This is a genomic window from Undibacterium sp. Xuan67W (assembly GCF_049340165.1).
GTDB lineage: Bacteria > Pseudomonadota > Gammaproteobacteria > Burkholderiales > Burkholderiaceae_D > Undibacterium.
Window position 1 is genome coordinate 17,923 of record NZ_JBMPPN010000022.1, and the last position, 18,801, is coordinate 36,723.

An 18,801-nucleotide genomic window follows, 5' to 3' on the forward strand; every position below is an offset into this window, starting at 1 on the left:
TACCTGTGCTCGTCATCAAAATTGGATGGGCGTTAGGGTCTGCTAACGATCGGGTCGGGAGATGCGTTCATGTCAGGGCGCAGGATGGCAAGGCGCGCATCGCCGCTGAGGCTGGTGCCTCAGCAAAAGGGGCAACGCAGTCCATCGTGTGTCCTGACATGAACCCTACGGGAATGGCCTGATAGAGAAAATGAGAGCACGTGGCGTTCCGAGCGTCACTTCTGTCTCGCACCGTGCTTCTTCAGAATCATTCGCACTCCCGATTCGATTGTTAGCAGACCCTAGTGTATGATTGCGCCGCTACCGAGGAGAATTATGGATTTCATGCAGTTACTGGACATGCTTTTACATGTCGATAAATCATTGGGATTGGTTATTCAGCAATACGGGACATTGGTCTATGTCGTCTTATTCGCGATTATTTTTTCTGAAACCGCATTTGTGATTTTGCCGTTTTTGCCTGGCGATTCACTGCTGTTTATTGCAGGCACTTTCTGCGCCCGTGGTGATATGGACCTCTGGTTACTCATGACGTTGCTGATCGTTGCATCTATTAGTGGCAATTCGCTGAATTATTGGATAGGCAGCATGATCGGTCACAAAGTTCTGGAACGTGACCATAGATGGATAGACCGTAATGCGATCAAAAAAACCCACGAATTTTATGAAAAACATGGCGGTAAGACGGTAGTTTTGGCGAGGTTTGTGCCGCTGGTACGTACCTTTGCCCCATTCGTTGCCGGCTTGTCGGATATGACGCATAAGACTTTTCAGGTCTACAACATACTCGGTGCTTTGTTCTGGGTGTTCTCTGTTGTATTAGCAGGCTATTTTTTCGGTAATATTCCTTTTGTCCGCGAGCATCTGAATGCGATTGTACTGGTCGGTGTCGGTGCAGCCGTATTCCCAATTGTGCTCGGTGCGCTGTGGAAAGTCGGCCGGAGAATGTTGAAAAAATAAGTCATGAAGCCGCAGCTGCAAACCATCTGGCTACATCCCGCTGCACCGGCAAAACCGGCGCCGGGACAAGCTTGCAACGGTTGTGGCGTGTGTTGTGCGGCAGAGCCTTGTCCTGTCGCCCGGATCTGGCTGAGGCAGCGACACGATGCATGCCGTGCCTTGCAGTGGAGTGACGATCATCAGCGATATCGTTGCGGCCTGTTGTTGTCGCCTGCTATGTATTTGCGTTGGATGACTTACTTGCCGTCTTTTTTGCCGTCTTTCGTCCGCTCAGTTGCCGAGCGTTTAGCACAGAATTTTTTGCAGCGTCTTTTGCAACGTCTGTTTCGCCGCTGGATTGCCTTGGGTATTGGTTGTGATTCGGATGTCGAAGTTCAGATCCAGAATGCCGACCTGAAACCTTAGATCAACTCCTCCAGATTTAGCCTCTTCCAAATTGATGCCGGAAAACGCGTCAGCGTTCAGGTCAGCCGATTCTTCGCCAGCGGCGGATTCCTGGAAAAATACTTTTTAATCCCTTTGACTACAGCATCGGCCATCTGATCCTGATAGGTGTCATCCGTTAGTTTGGCTTCTTCTTCCGGGTTCGAGATGAAGGCGCTTTCGATCAGGATACTTGGGATATCCGGTGCTTTGAGCACGGCAAAACCGGCTTGCTCGACCGCGCCTTTATGCAGGCGGTTGATGCTGCTGATTTCACTGAGTACAACCTTGCCAAGTTTCAGGCTATCGTTGATTTGTGCTGTGGTGGACAGATCGAGCAAGACGCTGGCGAGTTGTTTGTCATGGGTTTTGATGTTGACGCCACCAATCAGATCGGCGGCGTTTTCTTTGTCCGCCAGCCAGCGCGCTGCACTTGAACTCGCTCCTTTTTCAGACAAAACAAAGACCGACGAGCCACGGGCACTTGAGTTGACGAAGGCATCGGCATGCACTGACATAAACAGGTCGGCTTGCACGGCGCGGGCTTTTTGAACGCGGACGTTCAGCGGTACAAAATAATCGCCGTCACGCGTCAGCATCACGCGCATATTCGGGATTTGTTCTATCTTGGCTTTGAGACGTTTGGCAATCGAGAGGACGACATCTTTTTCACGGCTGCCACCGCGACCAATGGCACCAGGATCTTCGCCACCGTGACCGGGGTCAATAGCGATGGTAATCATACGTGTCAGAACCGGTGTTTTGACGGCGTATTTATCTGACTCTGTTGCCGGGTCGGCTTTATGCTCAGGCTTGTTGTCGGGCTTATCTGTCTTATCTGCTCTGTCCGCTTTAGAATCGGTTTTGAGTTCTGGCTTTAGCTCGGGCTTGTTATCGATTCTTGGTGGTGTCAAATCTTTGGGCAGATCTTTATGCCAGTCGCCTTTTTCTATCATGGCTGCAATAGGATCGGGAGGATTGGCAGGATAGAGATCGAACACCAGACGGTGCTGATAATTGCCGACGGGCTGCAGGGTGAACACTTGCGGATTAACTTCTTCTTTCAGGTCGAATACCAGCCGCACGACATTCGGGCGATTTTGTCCTACGCGTACCTGCTTGATATAAGGGTCATTCGACTGGATCTTGGCGACCAGTTCTTTGAGTGTAGGATTGAGTTCGATACCCTCAATGTCGACTACCAGACGTTCCGGATTTTTGACCGTGAAGTGGCTGGTTTTAAGATCGCTGTTATTTTCTAGGGTGACGCGGGTGTAGTCCTCGGCAGGCCAGACGCGTACGGCCAGTATCTGGGCTGCCATCGCTGCCAGAGCGACATCGGGTGCCATGATGGAAATGAGTAGCGTGCTCCCCGCCTTGAGGATAGTGCGGCGTTTTTTTGCGACTGGCGACGTGCTTACAGATTGGGAGCGAAATTCAGTTTTGCTAAACATTCATTACCTTTGTCAGACAAGGCTTGCAATTCTACCTCACGGCCATGACCAGCGATGCGTAAAAAGATATTGAGATCGGCGGGAGGCAAGATGCCGTCGGCTTTTTCTGGCCATTCGATAATGCAGACGGTATGCTCATTAAATTCTTCGCGAAAGCCCGCCTCCAAAAATTCTTCTGGGCTAGTCATGCGATACAGATCAAAATGCATGATCTTGACGTCTTGCCCTTGCAGCTGGATCTGATAAATTTCGACCAGATTATAGGTGGGGCTTTTGACATGGCCCTGATGACCGGCGGCATGCAGCACCGCGCGGGTCAGGGCGGTTTTACCTGCACCGAGATCGCCATGCAGATAAATGCTGAAACCGGGGCGCAGGTGCAAAGCGAGGCGCTTGCCCAGCGCTTGCGTGGCGGCTTCATCCGCCAGTGTCGTTTTATAATGTGACATTTGCCGTAATACATTCCAGATGAAATTTCATTGCACATCATACCGCGTCGGAAGTCTTTAATGCACGAAGAAGCGCACGAAGCAGTACACCTGACGGCAGACAAGCTAGCCGCAGACCAACGATCCCAGGACCAGATCAATTTGGCAGCGCTGGCGCTGGAAATCAAGACCTGGGGTAAAGAACTCGGTTTTGCCGAGCTGGGTATTGCTGATATCGATCTTAGTCATGCTGAGCCGGGTTTGCAGGCCTGGCTTGATGCCGGACATCATGGCGAGATGGCGTACATGGCTGCCCATGGAATGAAGCGGGCACGTCCGGCGGAACTTGTGCCTGGCACGGTGCGGGTGATTTCTGCCCGTATGAATTATTTGCCTAAAAGCGGGGAAGCCGATTGGCGTAGCAATGCGCGCGCACAGATGGAGGCGGCGGATACGGCGGTGATCTCAGTGTATGCACGTGGTCGCGATTATCACAAGGTATTGCGGAACCGCTTGCAGCAACTCGCCGACAAAATTGAAGTCCGAATTGGCACGCTGGGTTATCGGGTGTTTACCGATTCGGCACCGGTGATGGAGGTTGTATTGGCCGCCAAAGCAGGCATAGGCTGGCGTGGCAAACATACTCTGCTCCTGAACCGTGACGCCGGATCGATGTTTTTTCTGGGCGAGATTCTGGTCGATATTCCTTTGCCAGTTGATGCACCTGTCAGCGAGCACTGCGGACAATGCCAGTCGTGTATCGACGTTTGTCCGACCCGTGCGATTATTGCGCCGTATGAGCTTGACGCCCGGCGCTGTATTTCTTACCTCACCATAGAACTGCATGGCAGTATCCCCGTTGAGCTGCGACCCTTGATCGGTAACCGTGTCTACGGCTGTGATGACTGTCAGTTATTTTGCCCTTGGAATAAATTTGCTCAGCAAGCGAGTGTGGATGATTTTGATGTGCGGAATGGACTTGATCATGCCAACATGGTGAGTTTGTTCGCCTGGAGCGAAGCGCAGTTTATGCGCTATCTGGAAGGTAGTCCGATACGGCGTATCGGGCATGAGCGCTGGCTGCGCAACCTCGCGGTGGGGTTGGGGAATGCGGCGAATAGCATGCGTGGCGATGCAGTTATTGTTCAGGCGTTGCAGGCACAGTTGCAACATCCATCGGATCTGGTGCGCGAGCATGTGACCTGGGCTTTACAGCAGCATGGTGTCGAGTTGTAGTCACTGATTTTGCAACTGATCTGGCAATGAATCCGGCAAGGTACCTAGCCGCACATCAGCTTAATGCACCAGTGATAACCAGAACGGTAGCGTGATCGCCGACAGTACGGTACTGGCAGAGATCAGGAAAGCGACAAACGGCGCATTGCCGCCCATACGTGCCGCGAGGACAAAGGCGCTAGATGCCGTCGGCAGGGCACAAAAAATCACGACGATTTGTAATTGCAGCAAAGGTAATTGCATCCAGTGACCAAGTAAGAGCGCGATCAGTGGAAGTACCAATAATTTAATCGTCAGAAAATAACTCGCCATTGCTTTGGCTTCGTGTAAGGCAGACAAACGAATACCCGCCCCAACTGCGAGCAGACCGAGTGCGATCGAGGCATTTCCCAGACGCGATAACGTCGCATTAATCGCTTCATGAACCGGGATCTGGCAAAGGTTGACGATGACGCCGGATGCGGTGCCCACGACCAGCGGATTTTTAGCGATTTCGATGAGAAGTTTGCCGCTATTGTGCGCCAGCGCATATACCGCCGCCATATTGCACAAAGGGACCAGAAAGCCGATCAGCAAAGCCATCAATGCCGTGCCCTGATCACCCGCGAGGCGCGAGGCCAGAGCCAGTGCGATGTACGAGTTAAAGCGAAACGCAGTTTGCACCCCAGACTCAAACACTCTCGGTGCGCTGGTGAAGAAAAATTTGGCGAGATAACCCAAGCCCATGCCACAAGCTGTCGCGATAAACGCGATTTGCAGAAAATGTCCTGTGGTCGTGAAGTTAAACGGCGTCCGCGACGTGGTGTAGAACAGCAGCGCTGGGAACATCAGGTAATAGACGATTTTTTCAACACCCGCCCAAAAATGTCCGCCCCAGTTCGCAAAGCGAGCAAGCAAAAAGCCCAGCACGATAAGCGCAAAATCAGGGATGAGGAGTGTGGCGACGGACATAGGTAAATTGTCTTGCTGGGTGGGAGTATATTTTAAGCGCGCCGTATAATCAGCGCAATCAGCACTAAATTTGACTATACTCCCCTAAAAAATAAAAGAATATGCGTACATATGCGCACTATTGCGAATGGCGCTGAGGCAGATGGGTAAATCGGCTAAATTGGGCCAATGAGCGGCAGCTAGCTTGTCTGCTGGCGCTACTTCAATAATCCGGCTAATTCGACCGCAGTTTTTACCTGCATTTTGTCAAAAATATGCGCTCTGTGTACTTCGACCGTGCGCATGCTGATGCCTAATTGATCGGCGATGACTTTGTTCATTTTGCCCAGCAGGATCAGATCGAGCACTTCGCGCTCGCGTGCCGACAAGGTCGCTAGCCGCTCATGAATCACTGCCGACGCACCTGCTTCGCGCGACTGGGCCAGTGCTTCTTGCACCCTGTCCATGAGCTTGTTGTCGTTAAACGGTTTTTCAAAAAAATCAAAGGCGCCGCGTTTCAAGGTGTCGACTGCCATCGGAACATCGCCATGACCCGTCAAAAAAATGACAGGCAAACGCCGTATGATCTGGCGGTTTGTCAGCATATCGAATAAGGCAGTGCCGCTGATACCCGGCATCCTCACATCGAGTAACAGGCAGTCACCCTGAGGATCGAACTGCAGGGGATGATCGAGTGCAGACAAGAATTTTTCGGCGGAATCGTAGCTGGTTGCCGCAATATTTCGCGAGCGTGCCAGCCAGGACAGGGCGTCTCTGACAGCATCTTCATCATCCACAATGTGCAGCATAAACTTAGTCTCCGAAGAAATTTTTGGCGGGAGCGTGACGGCTCTCTTTTATTTTTTTATATACGGGAATGGGGAATGCAAATTAAACCGGCAGCGAAAACCTGAAGATAGTACCACCAGCCGGATTTTCCTGATGACTGAGCTGTCCGCCGTGGAACTCAATTGCGGTGCGGCAGATGTTCAGTCCCATGCCCATTCCACTCGATTTGGTCGAGAAAAATGGTGAGAACAATCGTGCGGCAACCTCTGCTGAAATGCCGTGACCGCGATCAATTACCTCAACGACGATGCAATTGCTGACTGTCTGCGGCGCGCCAGCCTGGTCCGTTATGCAGCCAGATTCTTGCCTGATTACGATGCGCAAGAGACAGTGTTCCGGTGGATTCTGCTGCATGGATTCGATCGCATTACGGGTTAGGTTCAGGATCACTTGCTCCAGCAGCACGCGGTCTGCTTGCACCAGCGGCAGATGCTCGGCAATCACATACTGAATGTTGACGTACGAGGTTTGTGCCTGTAACTCAACCAGCGGCATGACGCTTTGGATCAAGGTAGCCATGTCAACTGGCTCGCGGCTCGCTTCCCGTTTTTTAACGAACTCATGCACGCTGCGAATGATCTGTCCGGCACGCTGTGCCTGAGTATTGGCTTTGCCCAGAGCGCTCAGTAATAATTGTTTATCGTCGGGATTCGTCTGATCTGATTGCAGCAGATTAATCGCGCCGGTGGTGTAGCTGGAGATCGCTGCCAGTGGCTGATTCAGTTCGTGCGCGAGTATTGATGCCATCTCGCCCATGGTCGCAAGGCGGGCGCTGGCGTGCAGCATTTCTTGCTGGTGACGGGTCAGTTCCTGGGCGCGTTTTAATTCCGATATATCCAGGATCGAGCTCATCCAGCCGGTCTGTACACCTTGATCATTCACCAGCGGCGATTCATAAATCAATACCGGAAAACGTTCGCCGCTGGCACGCTGATAAATCGTTTCAAAACCTTCGGATGGAACAGTGCCGGCGAGTAATTGCGTAAAGCGCTGGCGATATTCTTCAAAGGCTTCGGGTGCCCAATAGGGCATGGGCGGCAGTCTGCCGACGATATTTTCTGCCGGATGCTCGACCATCTTGCAAAAAGCCGGATTCACATAGGTGAGACGGCCTTCCATATCGCGTGCGCGCAGGCCGGTGATCAGGGAATTTTCCATCGCCGTTCGGAATGAGACTTGCTGGCGCAATGCGCCCTCGGCAGCCAGACGGCGGTTGATATCGCGCCACAGTGCTAGCAGGCTCCAGATCAATCCGATTGACAGCAGGATGACTGACAGCACCAGGAGATTAGAGAGTAGTTTGGGTTCGCTTTTATTGCTATTTGTGCGCAGGATTAGGGAAATATTTGGCAAATCCAGAGCGCGGTTATGGGTGTAGACATTTTTACCGGGGCCGCCAGCGGATCGCTTCGCATAGATTTTTTCATCGAGATCGATAATCGAAATTTCGTTTTCCTGTGCGAACCACCAGGGCACCATTTCTTCGAGTATGCCCGAAAGATAGTAGGTGACGACGATGCTGCCGATACGGTGATTTGCGCTGATCAGGGGGATCTGGCAGCTCATCAGATATGTTTTTAAATTCACCTCATCGACTGTCGGCGGCAGACAGCGTAGCTTACGGTCAACCTCTATTCCGCTGAATTCCGCTTGATCTGGGACGCTACGGTTTTGACTGAGATTGACGGATGTGTCTGCAGTCGATGTGACAACGACATCGTGATGGTCGAACCAGACGATGCGCTGAATCTCTCGATTACTTTTCAACAGGGTTTTAAAGCGTTCGCGTACTTGTTGCGGAGATATTTTTCCTGCGTTGATTTCGGTGCCGATCTGGCGCAGCATTTCTTCATCGCGTCCCAATTGGAATTGGATGGCTTGCTCCACCCACAAGGTGTCGGCGATTAGTTGCTCCTGACGCTCATTTGCCTCCATCCGTTGCGCTTGCCACGGCAGCCAGATCAACGTGGTAACAAATAGGCTGACCAGCAGGATTGGCAGCAACCAGCGCCATTTCTGATTCGGCCATGAGCGGGATTTTGCGGAGATTTTCATTATCTTGCTAGTGTAACGCTGTCAAACAGCCTCAGTCATCTGTTCTGTGTGCATTGAGTGTGTGTTGCGTATGAGTTGCGCATGTGTGCGTATTTTCTGCGTGCCTGCCGCACACCTGTTGTATTGCAATCCAATTGTGGTTATCCACAGTTGTAGGAATTGGCGGTGCAAAGAATAATCGCGTCACAAAAGTAAGATTCCTAAAATTTTCCGGAGACATCAATGAAACTCACATCCCTATTGTGTTCTATGCTGGTTGCATCCGTCGTGAGCGGCGCTGCCTTCGCGCAGGCACCTATCGTTATCAAATTCAGCCATGTTGTCGCAAGCGACACACCAAAAGGCAAAGCGGCAGAGCGTTTTAAAGAACTCGCTGAGAAAAATACCAAAGGCCGTGTCAAAGTTGAGCTGTATCCAAATAGTACCTTGTACAAGGATAAGGAAGAACTCGAAGCCCTGCAATTAGGTGCGGTACAGATGCTCGCGCCATCACTGGCAAAATTTGGCCCCCTCGGCGTGAAAGAATTTGAAGTATTTGATTTGCCTTACATCTTCCCGTTCAAAGACACGCTGCATCAGGTGACAGAAGGTCCTATCGGTAAAGGCCTGTTACAAAAGCTTGAATCTAAAGGCATTACAGGTTTGGCGTTCTGGGACAATGGCTTTAAAGTGATGTCCGCAAACAAGCCATTACGCACACCAGCCGATTTCAAAGGCTTGAAAATGCGTATTCAATCGTCCAAAGTGCTGGATGCGCAGATGCGTGCTCTTGGTGCGAATCCACAAGTACTGGCGTTCTCTGAGGTGTATCAGGCTCTGCAAACAGGTGTCGTTGATGGAACGGAAAATCCACCATCTAACATGTACACGCAAAAAATGCACGAGGTGCAGAAGCATGTAACCGTATCGAACCACGGCTACCTTGGTTATGCCGTCGTTGTGAATAAAAAATTCTGGGACAGCCTGCCAGCCGACATCCGCACCGAGCTGGATTCCGCGATGAAAAATGCAACGACTTATGCCAATGCGATTGCTGACCAAGAAAACGGCCGTGCCTTGGATTCGATTCGTAAAGCCGGTAAAACCACGATCTATGAACTGACCCCGGCTGAAAAGAATGAATGGCGCAAAGCCTTGTTGCCAGTACAGACCGATATGGAAGGTCGTATCGGTAAAGATCTGATCGCATCGATCCGTAAGTTATCTGCCTCTTCTGGCGAAAAATAAGCACTCAGTCAGTGAGGGGACTTTGCTCCCCTTGCTATACACGGATGACATGTCGCTAATATGTGATTGAATGCGACTGACATCCGGCTGATGTATTGAGCTGATCTACTAAGCTGATGGGGCGCGCCTGATGCGTGTTATCAGATTCGTTCCAACTCACCCTTAATCACCCTTAATCACTCTTAAGAGGGACTATGAAATTCCTAGATCATCTGGAAGAATGGCTGATTGCCTTCCTGATGGGAGCCGCCACGCTGGTGACTTTCGTCGCAGTCGTACATCGCTATGCGGCTGGCTTCCCCATCCCTGTCATACAAGACTTTCTGATTAAAATTAATCTCAGCTGGGCACAAGAATTAACCATCTATATGTTTGTGTGGATGGCAAAATTCGGTGCAGCCTATGGTGTGCGTACTGGCATTCACGTCGGTGTCGATGTCCTCATCAATAAGATGAACACGCCCTGGCGTAATAAATTCGTCGTACTGGGTTTGTTGTCCGGCGCACTATTTACCGGCATTGTTGCCGTGCTTGGTAGTAAATTCGTCTGGGAATTAGCGCATACCGATCAGACTTCAGCAGATCTGGAAGTGCCGATGTGGATGGTGTACATGGCGATTCCCCTGGGTTCGTCGCTAATGTCTTTCCGCTTTATGCAAGTCGCATGGGCTTTTATCAAAACAGGTGAATTGCCTAAGCATGATCATTCGCATGTCGAAGGTTTGGAAGAAGAGGTGAAAGCATGAACGCCGCCATCATATTTGTCTTGTTGTTAGCGTTAATGCTGACAGGAATGCCAATTTCGATTTCTCTCGGTCTGACGGTATTGACCTTCTTGTTCACAATGACGACGGTGCCAATTGAATCGGTTGCCCTGAAGTTGTTCACAGGAATTGAGAAGTTCGAGATCATGGCGATTCCGTTCTTTATTCTGGCGGGTAATTTCCTCACACATGGCGGGGTGGCGCGGCGTATGATTAATTTTGCCGCTTCGATGGTAGGTCACTGGCACGGCGGCCTGGCATTGGCTGGTGTTATGGCCTGCGCCTTGTTTGCTGCGGTATCCGGTTCATCTCCCGCGACAGTGGTCGCGATTGGCTCGATTATCATGCCGGCGATGGTGAAGCAGGGTTACCCTAAAGGCTTCGGCGCTGGTGTGATTACGACCTCAGGTGCTTTGGGCATTTTGATTCCGCCCTCAATTGTGATGGTCATGTACTCCGTATCGACCAATACGTCAGTCGGTCAGTTATTTATGGCGGGTGTGGTCCCAGGGTTGTTACTGGCGATTTTCCTTGGTTTGACGACCTGGTTCCTGGCACGCAAGCATAATTATCCGCGCATGCCAAAAGCGAGCTGGGCTGAGCGACTGGTACATTTCCGCAAAAGCGCTTGGGGTCTGCTGCTGATCGTGATTGTGATGGGCGGCATTTATACCGGGATGTTTACACCTACCGAAGCTGCCGCGGTCTCTGCCGTCTATGCCTTTATTGTTGCGGTGTTTGTGTACAAGGACATGAGCCTTGCCAAGGTTCCTAAGGTCTTGCTGGATTCTGCGGCGATGTCGGCAATGCTGCTCTACATCATTACTAATGCCGTTTTATTCTCTTTCCTGATGACCAGTGAAAACATTCCGCAAGCGATGGCGGGATGGATCATGGATAAAGGTTTTGGCATGATCAGCTTCTTGCTGGTGGTGAATATTCTGTTGCTGCTGGCAGGTAATGTGATGGAGCCGTCATCGATTGTGCTGATCATGGCACCTATTTTGTTTCCGGTTGCGATGAAGCTCGGCATCGATCCTGTGCATTTTGGCATCATTATGGTGGTCAATATGGAGGTCGGTATGTGCCATCCACCAGTGGGGCTGAATCTCTATGTCGCCTCAGGAATCACCAAAATGGGGATTACTGAATTGACCGTCGCTGTGATGCCGTGGTTATTGACGATGATAGGCTTCTTGTTGTTAATTACTTACGTGCCACAAATTTCCACTTGGTTACCCCAGTTAGTCTACAAATAAAAGTCGGATAAAGCCGTAGTTACACTAAGTAAATACGGCTTTGTTGATTTTAGTAATAAAGAAATTTGTCTTGTCCAGAACAATTTTCAGTAAAACCACGTATTTGTACTTATATGCAACAGCGCCCTTTTTTTGTGCGTAATCAATTTGAAACGCACAAAATTGCATGCTATATTCTTGGCAGATTGAGATTTAGCAGTAAGCTTCTAAAATAGAATTAAACGAAGCGAAATTATGCTGAAAATAGCTATACAGGTTTATAAGGCGGTAGTGCATAAAAACGGTATCGATACCGTAGGACACTGAGGAGACGCGCGTTTTAATACAAGCTGAGTGCTAAGAGAGTGAGATAGCGCTAAACAGCCCGAAACGCGAAAGAAGTTTTAAAGGCGCATCGCTTGATGCGCCTTTTTTCTTTATGGTTTTGCTATATTCAATTATTCTCCATTTCGTCATTCCGTCATTTCCTTATTTCCTCGCAGGCCACTATGCAAGACAGAGAAACCGGCATCTTTTCCGCTATCGTTCATGCACCTTTCGGTGCCATCGGTATCCGTACAGAATCGCAGTTAGTGACTGAGCTGGTGTATCTGCCGCCCCGTTTCCCTGACAAAGCACCGGTTGATAAAATTGCAGAAAAGGCCTCCAAGCAAATCGAACGTTATTTGTCAGAGCCTGATTATCGCTTTGACTTGCCTCTCAAACAGGTGGGTAGCGTATTTCAGACCAAGGTCTGGCAAGCGATTTCTTCGATTCCGCGTGGCGAAGTCCTGACCTATGGACAGATCGCTAAGCATATAAAATCGGCACCACGTGCGGTAGGGCAGGCATGTGGCGCGAACTGGTTTCCCTTAGTGATCCCATGCCATAGAGTGACCGCTGCTGGTGGCCTCGGTGGTTTTGCGCATCATGACGATGAGACTGGGTTTCACCTCGGTGTAAAGCGCTGGTTGCTTACCCATGAGGGCGTGGCCGGTTATACCCAGGAGTCTTTGTGGACGTCAAAGTAGCAAGCTCAGATGCTCAGGGAGCCTCCGCAATCCCGGTACTGTTACCTTCACCTATTCAGGAGCAGATTGACCAGTTTTGTGACACGCTTTGGCTAGAAGATGGCTTAGCAAAAAATTCATTAGAAGCGTATCGACGCGATCTGCGATTTTTTGCAGAATGGTTATATTTACAGCGACAAAAACATTTGTATCAAGCCGATGAGGTGGATGTCGCAAGCTATATCGCGCAAAAACACGCCATCTCAAAAGCGACCTCTGCAAATCGCAGAATGACCGTCCTCAAACGATTTTACCGTCTGGCATTTCGTCAGAATCTGATGACGGCAAATCCCTGTACCAAACTACGATCGGCAAAGCAGGCGAGTCGCTTACCTCACACGCTGAGTGAAGCACAAGTCGAAGCCTTATTGCAAGCACCCGACGACAGCACGCCACACGGCCTGCGTGACCGCACGATGCTGGAGGTTTTATATGCATGCGGTTTACGGGTCACTGAACTGGTAACCTTGCGTTCACTTGAGGTCAGTCTCAATGACGGTGTTCTGCGGATCACCGGCAAAGGTAGCAAAACCCGCCTGGTACCCTTCGGCGAAGTCGCCAGGATGTGGATGGAACGATATTTACGAGATGCACGATCACAAATTTTGAACGGCCAGATTGATGATGCTCTATTCGTGACCGCCCGTGGTGGTGCGATGACGAGGCAAATGTTTTGGATTCTGATTAAAAAATATGCAGAGATGGCAGGCATTCATGCACCATTGTCACCCCACACCTTGCGCCATGCGTTTGCAACACATTTGCTGAACCACGGCGCCGACTTGCGTGTCGTACAGCTTTTGCTTGGACACTCAGATATTTCAACGACACAGATATACACCCACGTTGCAAAAGAGCGTTTGAAGAAACTGCATGCTTTGCATCACCCAAGAGGAAGTTGAGCAGCAATTCGTAAGCTTTTAGATATTTACGACAAAAAAATGCCCCGATTTTTCGGGGCATTTTAATTGTTGCTTGATCGCATTTCCTCAATGAGACGAGAAAAACACGAAACCTTTGATTATTTAAAGACGTATTTCAAACCAACATTGAAATAACGGCCTGTGTTGCTATCCAATGTGCTGTTGTAGCCCAATGTTGCGTAGCGTGGATCATAAGGTGGTTTTGAATCAAACAGATTTGAAATGTTTGCAGACAATGTCAGATTTTTAAAGCCCGTGTAGCTGTAACCGAGATTGACCGTTGTCCAGCTAGATACGGAACAATCTGGGAAGTTCTCTATGTAACCTGGCAATGCCGTTGTCTGATATGTTCCAGCTGGTGCAGTAGTGCCACGATATTGGCAGTATGGTGTTGAGTAAATTGTTTCACCTTCAGATCTGCGCTGCAAGGACACAGGACCACGGTAGTTGATTGAACCAAATATAGTATTGTCACCGCTTGTCCATGAGGAAGACAAAGTAGCACGAATACGTGGCTGGTCCGTACCAGATGAAATTGCCCAGTCAGCCAAGCCAGGAGAAGTACCTGCGGTATTGATTGTGAAATCACCGAGCTTTTCCTCAATCTTGAATGAATGGACATACCCCAAATTGAGGTTAGTCGTTAAATTTCCGGAGGCAAGTGTTGAGCGCAATGCCAAGTTAACGTCTAAACCAGACACTTCGATGCTACCTTGATTGATCCATGGTTCTGTTACTTTTTGCAATGGGCCAGAATTAGGGATCAAGTTGCCGTTTGCATCACGTAACCATGTCAGTTGATTTTGGTCGCGAATAACGTTAGACGCATTTTGAGATTCGTGGTCGATCAGGTATTGTGCGCTTTGCAGCAGAACAGTACCCTCTTTACGAATATGGTAGAAGTCAAAGGTTGCGTCGAAGTTTTTGGTTGGAGATAAAACCATACCAATCGAGTAGCTGTTTGATTTTTCTGGCTTCAATGCTGGATTCGCTGCGCCTACGCCTGAAATTGATTTATTACAGTCTGTCGTGTCCGCACCTGTCGCAGGTCCATTACCTGAAGGGCAACGAATTGGATCAACCAGATTGTTCAGGAAAAATTGGGCGCCACCCGGAGTCGTTTGTGACAAAGAAGGAGCGCGGAAGCCTTTTGCGTATGTGCCACGGAATGCTACAGCATCACTTGCCGACCATTTTGCACCGACTTTTGGTACAAAATTTGTTTTCAAGTCAGGGTATTTATCGAAACGACCAGCGAAATCCATTTCAAAGGACTTTGTGAATGGCGTGCGTAATTCCATGAAGCCAGAGCTCACGGTTCTACTACCGTCAATCAACTGATTTGCTAGGCCATAGACGTCACCCGCAGCAGTGCGAGCATCAGGAGTTACTACTAATTTTTCTTGACGAACTTCAAAACCACCTGCAACGCCGATTGCACCGCCACCTAGCTGACCAAATTCAGTACTTGCTTTTGCATCCCATTGGAAAACTTCAGACTTACCTTTAGTCGTGACATCAACACTCAAGGTAGGATCTGCAGATAATGCAGCCAAACTTACATTTTGAGTTTGCAGTTTACGCAGTGTTGGCAGATACAGCTGACCGAATGTAGTGTTATCGCTGTTCGAGCGATTCCACAGAACCGCTGTTTCCCAATCAAAGCCCTTTGTTTCGCCCTTCAGGCCAGCGAGCCCACGGTAGTTCGTGTTCGTCGTTTCACTACCGCCACGTAAGTTTTCAAAACGATAGCGGATCAGGGATCGAATTCCAGGAAACGGATTGTCAGGATGGCCAGCTGGCAAAAATGCGAAGAAAGAAGATTGTGCACCACTCGCGGAGTAGCTCGTTACCTGGCCGTTTGTATAGTCAATTGCCCGAGAGTTGGCGACATATTGACGTTCAGATTTTGTATAGGCAACTTCAGCAAAAGCAGTAATGTTGTCGTTAATACGCAAATTGCCGCGTGACAGCAAGCTTACGTCGGAGCCTGGTGTGCCCGCATTAGTATGATCCGCGATGTCATAAGTACAGAACGTACGATTAAACAAAGTGCCACTTGGAATGCCGTTTGCCACACCACCCACAATCTGCTGAGAGGTCGGGCAGTTTGTTTTATTAATTACAGACGCACCAGTTACAGCCGTTGCTGATCCAGGAGACGACTCTTTGTAGAAAAAACCTTGATTCGATACCGTGCTAAAGAGATTGCCCGTAGCATTGTAATAACCATTCATACGATGGTTAATCGTGTCGTACAAACCTGCTTCAACGTCAGAGTTTGCATCACGCAGTTTTGTCGCCTGGCGTTTTGTGTAATCTACCGCTGCAAAAACGTTATAGCCGTCTTTAGCGAAACTACCAAATCCAATCGTGCCGTTGACATTTTGTTTGCCAAACTTGCCTTTGTCATTTGCACCGATTGTTGTGGAGAGCTCGCCGCCTTGGTAATCTTTCTTCGTAATGAAGTTGATAACACCACCGATCGCGTCAGAGCCATACACGGCAGAAGCACCATCCTTGAAAATCTCAACACGTTCCAGCGCGGAAATAGGGATTGAGTTCAGATCATATAAAGTTGATTGACCGTTGTTCGGATTCACATACGCGGACGGTGCCATGCGGCGACCGTTCAACAAGATCAGCGTTGAAGTTGATCCCAATCCGCGTAACGATGCAGTTGCTACACCTTTAGAAAAACCATTTTGATCTGGTGTATCGCTGTAGCCGCCAGTACCAATTGCAGGTACCGTTCTCATCAGTTCAAGAACGGTAGCAGCGCCACTTTCCCTGATTTGTTTGGCCGTAATAGTCTGAATTGGAGATGTGCCTTCTTTTTCCGCACGTTTAATATTGGATCCCGTAATCTCAATTTTTTGTACAGATTCTGAAGTGACTTGTGCCTGAGCATAGCCAGAAATCAACATAGATCCCGCTAGGGCACTTAGTGCCAGTCGCACGGATTGCACTCCGATTTTTTCTTTGAAAATCATTATTACTCCCTGAATATGAACTAGTTAATTTCGATTAACAATCATTGAATAGCGGTTAAATCTAAAATTTGCTGAACAAATTATTGATTTATTCAATTTACTAAAGGGTGGATTTATTTCATAAAAAACATGAAAAATAATCTCTCAAATGCGCCCACAAATTTGTAAATGGATTGAACATTATCTTTTCATTTGTTACGCGCATGTTACAGATTGTTGCGTAGTTCATACGAATTTGAAAATTTATGTTCCTTGAAAATAGATTTTTTGATATTAAAAATAATTCTTTACCAATAAAAATAACTTTATATATAAAAAAGACGCAAAACTTATGTTTGATATGAATAAAACACATATCGAAAATTAACTAGATGGGGATTTAAATGTTCTTGAAGAAAATTGAGTATTTTATTCGTAAGAAATTTGGTTATTCTTAATGAAAGATCGACCTTAGATAACGATTCTCTAGGGATATAATTTATCGCTTTGTAATCTGCCGTAAAGAAATATGACCAAAAAAGCGCACGTGTCAGAAACGCAGGCGACACAATTTTTACGTAGGCATAACGTAATTTTTTCAGAACATCTATACGCGTATGAAGAACATGGCGGAACTAAGGTATCTGCACGTGAGTTGTATGTCGATGAGCACGTCGTTATCAAAACACTTGTTATGCAAGACGAATCTGCAAAACCATTGATCATTCTCATGCATGGCGATCACAAGGTTTCTACAAAAAATTTGGCTCGGCAAGTTAAGTGCAAATCTGTCGAACCATGTAAGCCTGAAGTAGCTCAAAAGCATTCCGGTTATTTAGTTGGTGGCACATCACCATTTGGCACAAAAAAAAATCTTCCGATTTATATTGAGGAGAGTATTTTGTTGCTTGAAAAAATCTATATTAATGGAGGTCGGCGCGGATTCTTAATTGGGATTACACCTGACGTGATCGTCACGTTACTGCGAGCGATACCCGTAAATTGCGCTTTAAATGATTAGATTAGAAAAATTCTCCTGATATAGATGGATCAAATATACTGACACCGGTTTTTAAAATTACTAGAAGGAATCGAATGACTACTTTGCTTGCCGTACTTGCCGCTTACCTGATCGGGTCGATCTCATTTGCGGTAGTGGTCAGTAAAATTTTTGGCCTCGCTGATCCACGTACTTACGGGTCCAAAAATCCAGGAGCAACGAATGTTCTGCGTAGTGGGAACAAAGTCGCAGCGGTTCTGACTTTGCTTGGCGATGGATTTAAAGGCTGGTTAGCCGTTTGGCTGGCGATCACTTACGGCCCGCAGTTTGACTTGAATGAAAATACTGTTGGTCTTGTGGCGATTGCTGTGTTTCTCGGGCATTTATGGCCGGTATTTTTTAAATTCGTCGGTGGTAAGGGCGTCGCTACTGCTTTGGGGGTATTGCTGGGATTGAATCCTTGGCTGGGACTTGCGACCTTGGCGACATGGCTGATCATTGCATTTGCATTCCGTTATTCTTCTCTGGCAGCGTTGATTGCGGCAATTTTTGCGCCCTTTTACTATGGACTTTTGTTCGGGCCGGATATCAAGTTGCTGGCAATTTTTGTGATGAGTGGTTTATTGATTTACCGTCATGGCCAGAATATTACGAATCTGATGAAGGGCAAAGAGAGTAAGCTCGGTAGCAAAAAGAAGTAGGTTTTAGTACTAGGAATATGTTTGTTTGCCGTCTAAGATGAAATTCTTGCCGTGCTGAAAATTTCTATGGAGATTGACCATGTTCAAAAAAGTAGCTACTGCAATGTGCGTGCTTTCTTTTTTCTGGTGTATGCCCGTATTGTCGGCAGAGCACGGCACCGCCAGCGAGGCAAAAGCAATGGTGCAAAAAACCATTGAGGCGATGAAAAAATCTGGTATGCAGGCAACGATTGCCGAGATCAATAAACGTGATGGACAGTACTCAGATAAAGATTTATACGTTGTCGTGTATGATTTTAATGGTAAAAATCTGGCACATCTGAATCCGCGCATGGTCGGTAAAGACATGATTGAGCTTAAAGACGAAGACGGTAAACTCTTTATTAAAGAACGTCTTGAGATGGCGAAGAAAAAAGGCAGCGGCTGGCAGGATTATAAATTTCTGAATCCGCTGACTAAGCAAATCGAACCTAAATCAATGTACATAGAAAAGTTTGAGGACGTGATTGTTGGCTGCGGTATCTACAAAAAATAACGATACTACAAGACAACTTATTGGTTAAGTAGTCGA

The 18,801-nt window shown here is 48.3% G+C and carries 18 protein-coding genes; 12 read left to right on the forward strand and 6 right to left on the reverse strand.

Annotated features, from left to right (window positions below; all coding sequences use genetic code 11):
- Positions 1 to 5 precede the first annotated feature (5 nt).
- The 3 genes from ACO0LE_RS16845 (at position 6) to ACO0LE_RS16855 (ending at position 1,365) form a co-directional block, all read left to right on the forward strand.
- Entirely contained in the window at positions 6 to 182 is a 177-nt protein-coding gene (locus ACO0LE_RS16845; RefSeq protein ID WP_422961501.1) for a hypothetical protein, read from the forward strand.
- Between the two features lie 133 nt (positions 183 to 315).
- Positions 316 to 960, forward strand: coding sequence for a VTT domain-containing protein (locus ACO0LE_RS16850; RefSeq protein WP_422961502.1), 645 nt, complete (start codon positions 316 to 318; stop codon positions 958 to 960).
- 3 nt (positions 961 to 963) lie between these two features.
- Positions 964 to 1,365 carry a hypothetical protein gene (locus ACO0LE_RS16855; protein ID WP_422961503.1) on the forward strand — a complete coding sequence of 134 codons (402 nt, stop codon included), beginning with the start codon at positions 964 to 966 and terminating at the stop codon, positions 1,363 to 1,365.
- 56 nt (positions 1,366 to 1,421) lie between these two features.
- On the opposite strand, the gene ACO0LE_RS16860 is transcribed toward ACO0LE_RS16855, so the two are convergent.
- Both ACO0LE_RS16860 and tsaE read right to left on the reverse strand, forming a co-directional pair.
- Positions 1,422 to 2,837, reverse strand: a complete 1,416-nt coding sequence (locus tag ACO0LE_RS16860) for an N-acetylmuramoyl-L-alanine amidase (RefSeq protein ID WP_422961504.1) — start codon at positions 2,835 to 2,837, stop codon at positions 1,422 to 1,424.
- Complete coding sequence (tsaE, locus tag ACO0LE_RS16865; protein ID WP_422961505.1) at positions 2,801 to 3,286, reverse strand: tRNA (adenosine(37)-N6)-threonylcarbamoyltransferase complex ATPase subunit type 1 TsaE; 486 nt, start codon at positions 3,284 to 3,286, stop codon at positions 2,801 to 2,803. Before tsaE ends, ACO0LE_RS16860 begins: the two co-directional genes overlap by 37 nt.
- 60 nt (positions 3,287 to 3,346) lie before the next feature.
- Between tsaE and queG the strand changes: the two genes are divergently transcribed.
- Positions 3,347 to 4,501: a tRNA epoxyqueuosine(34) reductase QueG gene (gene queG, locus ACO0LE_RS16870; protein WP_422961506.1), complete on the forward strand. Its 1,155-nt coding sequence runs from the start codon at positions 3,347 to 3,349 to the stop codon at positions 4,499 to 4,501.
- 60 nt (positions 4,502 to 4,561) lie between these two features.
- On the opposite strand, the gene ACO0LE_RS16875 is transcribed toward queG, so the two are convergent.
- The 3 genes from ACO0LE_RS16875 to ACO0LE_RS16885 form a co-directional block, all read right to left on the reverse strand.
- Positions 4,562 to 5,452, reverse strand: a complete 891-nt coding sequence (locus ACO0LE_RS16875) for an AEC family transporter (RefSeq protein ID WP_422961507.1) — start codon at positions 5,450 to 5,452, stop codon at positions 4,562 to 4,564.
- 197 nt (positions 5,453 to 5,649) lie between these two features.
- The gene (locus ACO0LE_RS16880) at positions 5,650 to 6,240 is read right to left on the reverse strand and encodes a response regulator transcription factor (RefSeq protein WP_422961508.1); all 591 of its coding nucleotides are present in this window, start codon (positions 6,238 to 6,240) and stop codon (positions 5,650 to 5,652) included.
- An 82-nt stretch (positions 6,241 to 6,322) separates the two neighbouring features.
- Positions 6,323 to 8,335 carry a two-component system sensor histidine kinase NtrB gene (locus ACO0LE_RS16885; RefSeq protein ID WP_422961509.1) on the reverse strand — a complete coding sequence of 671 codons (2,013 nt, stop codon included), beginning with the start codon at positions 8,333 to 8,335 and terminating at the stop codon, positions 6,323 to 6,325.
- 222 nt (positions 8,336 to 8,557) lie between these two features.
- Here ACO0LE_RS16885 and ACO0LE_RS16890 point away from each other — a divergent pair, with 222 nt between their 5' ends.
- The 5 genes from ACO0LE_RS16890 (at position 8,558) to xerD (ending at position 13,536) form a co-directional block, all read left to right on the forward strand.
- On the forward strand, positions 8,558 to 9,562 hold the full coding sequence (locus tag ACO0LE_RS16890; protein ID WP_422961510.1) for a TRAP transporter substrate-binding protein: 1,005 nt from the start codon (positions 8,558 to 8,560) through the stop codon (positions 9,560 to 9,562).
- Between the two features lie 194 nt (positions 9,563 to 9,756).
- Complete coding sequence (locus ACO0LE_RS16895; protein WP_422961511.1) at positions 9,757 to 10,308, forward strand: TRAP transporter small permease; 552 nt, start codon at positions 9,757 to 9,759, stop codon at positions 10,306 to 10,308.
- A complete protein-coding gene (locus ACO0LE_RS16900; RefSeq protein ID WP_422961512.1) occupies positions 10,305 to 11,585 on the forward strand; it encodes a TRAP transporter large permease in 1,281 nt (426 codons plus the stop codon). Before ACO0LE_RS16895 ends, ACO0LE_RS16900 begins: the two co-directional genes overlap by 4 nt.
- Positions 11,586 to 12,073: 488 nt before the next feature.
- A complete protein-coding gene (locus ACO0LE_RS16905; protein ID WP_422961513.1) occupies positions 12,074 to 12,595 on the forward strand; it encodes a methylated-DNA--[protein]-cysteine S-methyltransferase in 522 nt (173 codons plus the stop codon).
- Between the two features lie 29 nt (positions 12,596 to 12,624).
- Entirely contained in the window at positions 12,625 to 13,536 is a 912-nt protein-coding gene (gene xerD, locus ACO0LE_RS16910; protein WP_422961540.1) for a site-specific tyrosine recombinase XerD, read from the forward strand.
- 119 nt (positions 13,537 to 13,655) lie between these two features.
- Here xerD and ACO0LE_RS16915 read toward each other — a convergent pair whose 3' ends face one another.
- A complete protein-coding gene (locus tag ACO0LE_RS16915; protein WP_422961514.1) occupies positions 13,656 to 16,550 on the reverse strand; it encodes a TonB-dependent receptor plug domain-containing protein in 2,895 nt (964 codons plus the stop codon).
- A gap of 508 nt (positions 16,551 to 17,058) precedes the next feature.
- Here ACO0LE_RS16915 and ybaK point away from each other — a divergent pair.
- From ybaK to ACO0LE_RS16930, 3 genes are all read left to right on the forward strand, one after another.
- Positions 17,059 to 17,550: a Cys-tRNA(Pro) deacylase gene (ybaK, locus tag ACO0LE_RS16920; RefSeq protein WP_422961515.1), complete on the forward strand. Its 492-nt coding sequence runs from the start codon at positions 17,059 to 17,061 to the stop codon at positions 17,548 to 17,550.
- A 74-nt stretch (positions 17,551 to 17,624) separates the two neighbouring features.
- The gene (gene plsY, locus ACO0LE_RS16925) at positions 17,625 to 18,230 is read left to right on the forward strand and encodes a glycerol-3-phosphate 1-O-acyltransferase PlsY (protein ID WP_422961516.1); all 606 of its coding nucleotides are present in this window, start codon (positions 17,625 to 17,627) and stop codon (positions 18,228 to 18,230) included.
- A 79-nt stretch (positions 18,231 to 18,309) separates the two neighbouring features.
- Complete coding sequence (locus ACO0LE_RS16930) at positions 18,310 to 18,765, forward strand: cache domain-containing protein (RefSeq protein ID WP_422961517.1); 456 nt, start codon at positions 18,310 to 18,312, stop codon at positions 18,763 to 18,765.
- Positions 18,766 to 18,801 lie beyond the last annotated feature (36 nt).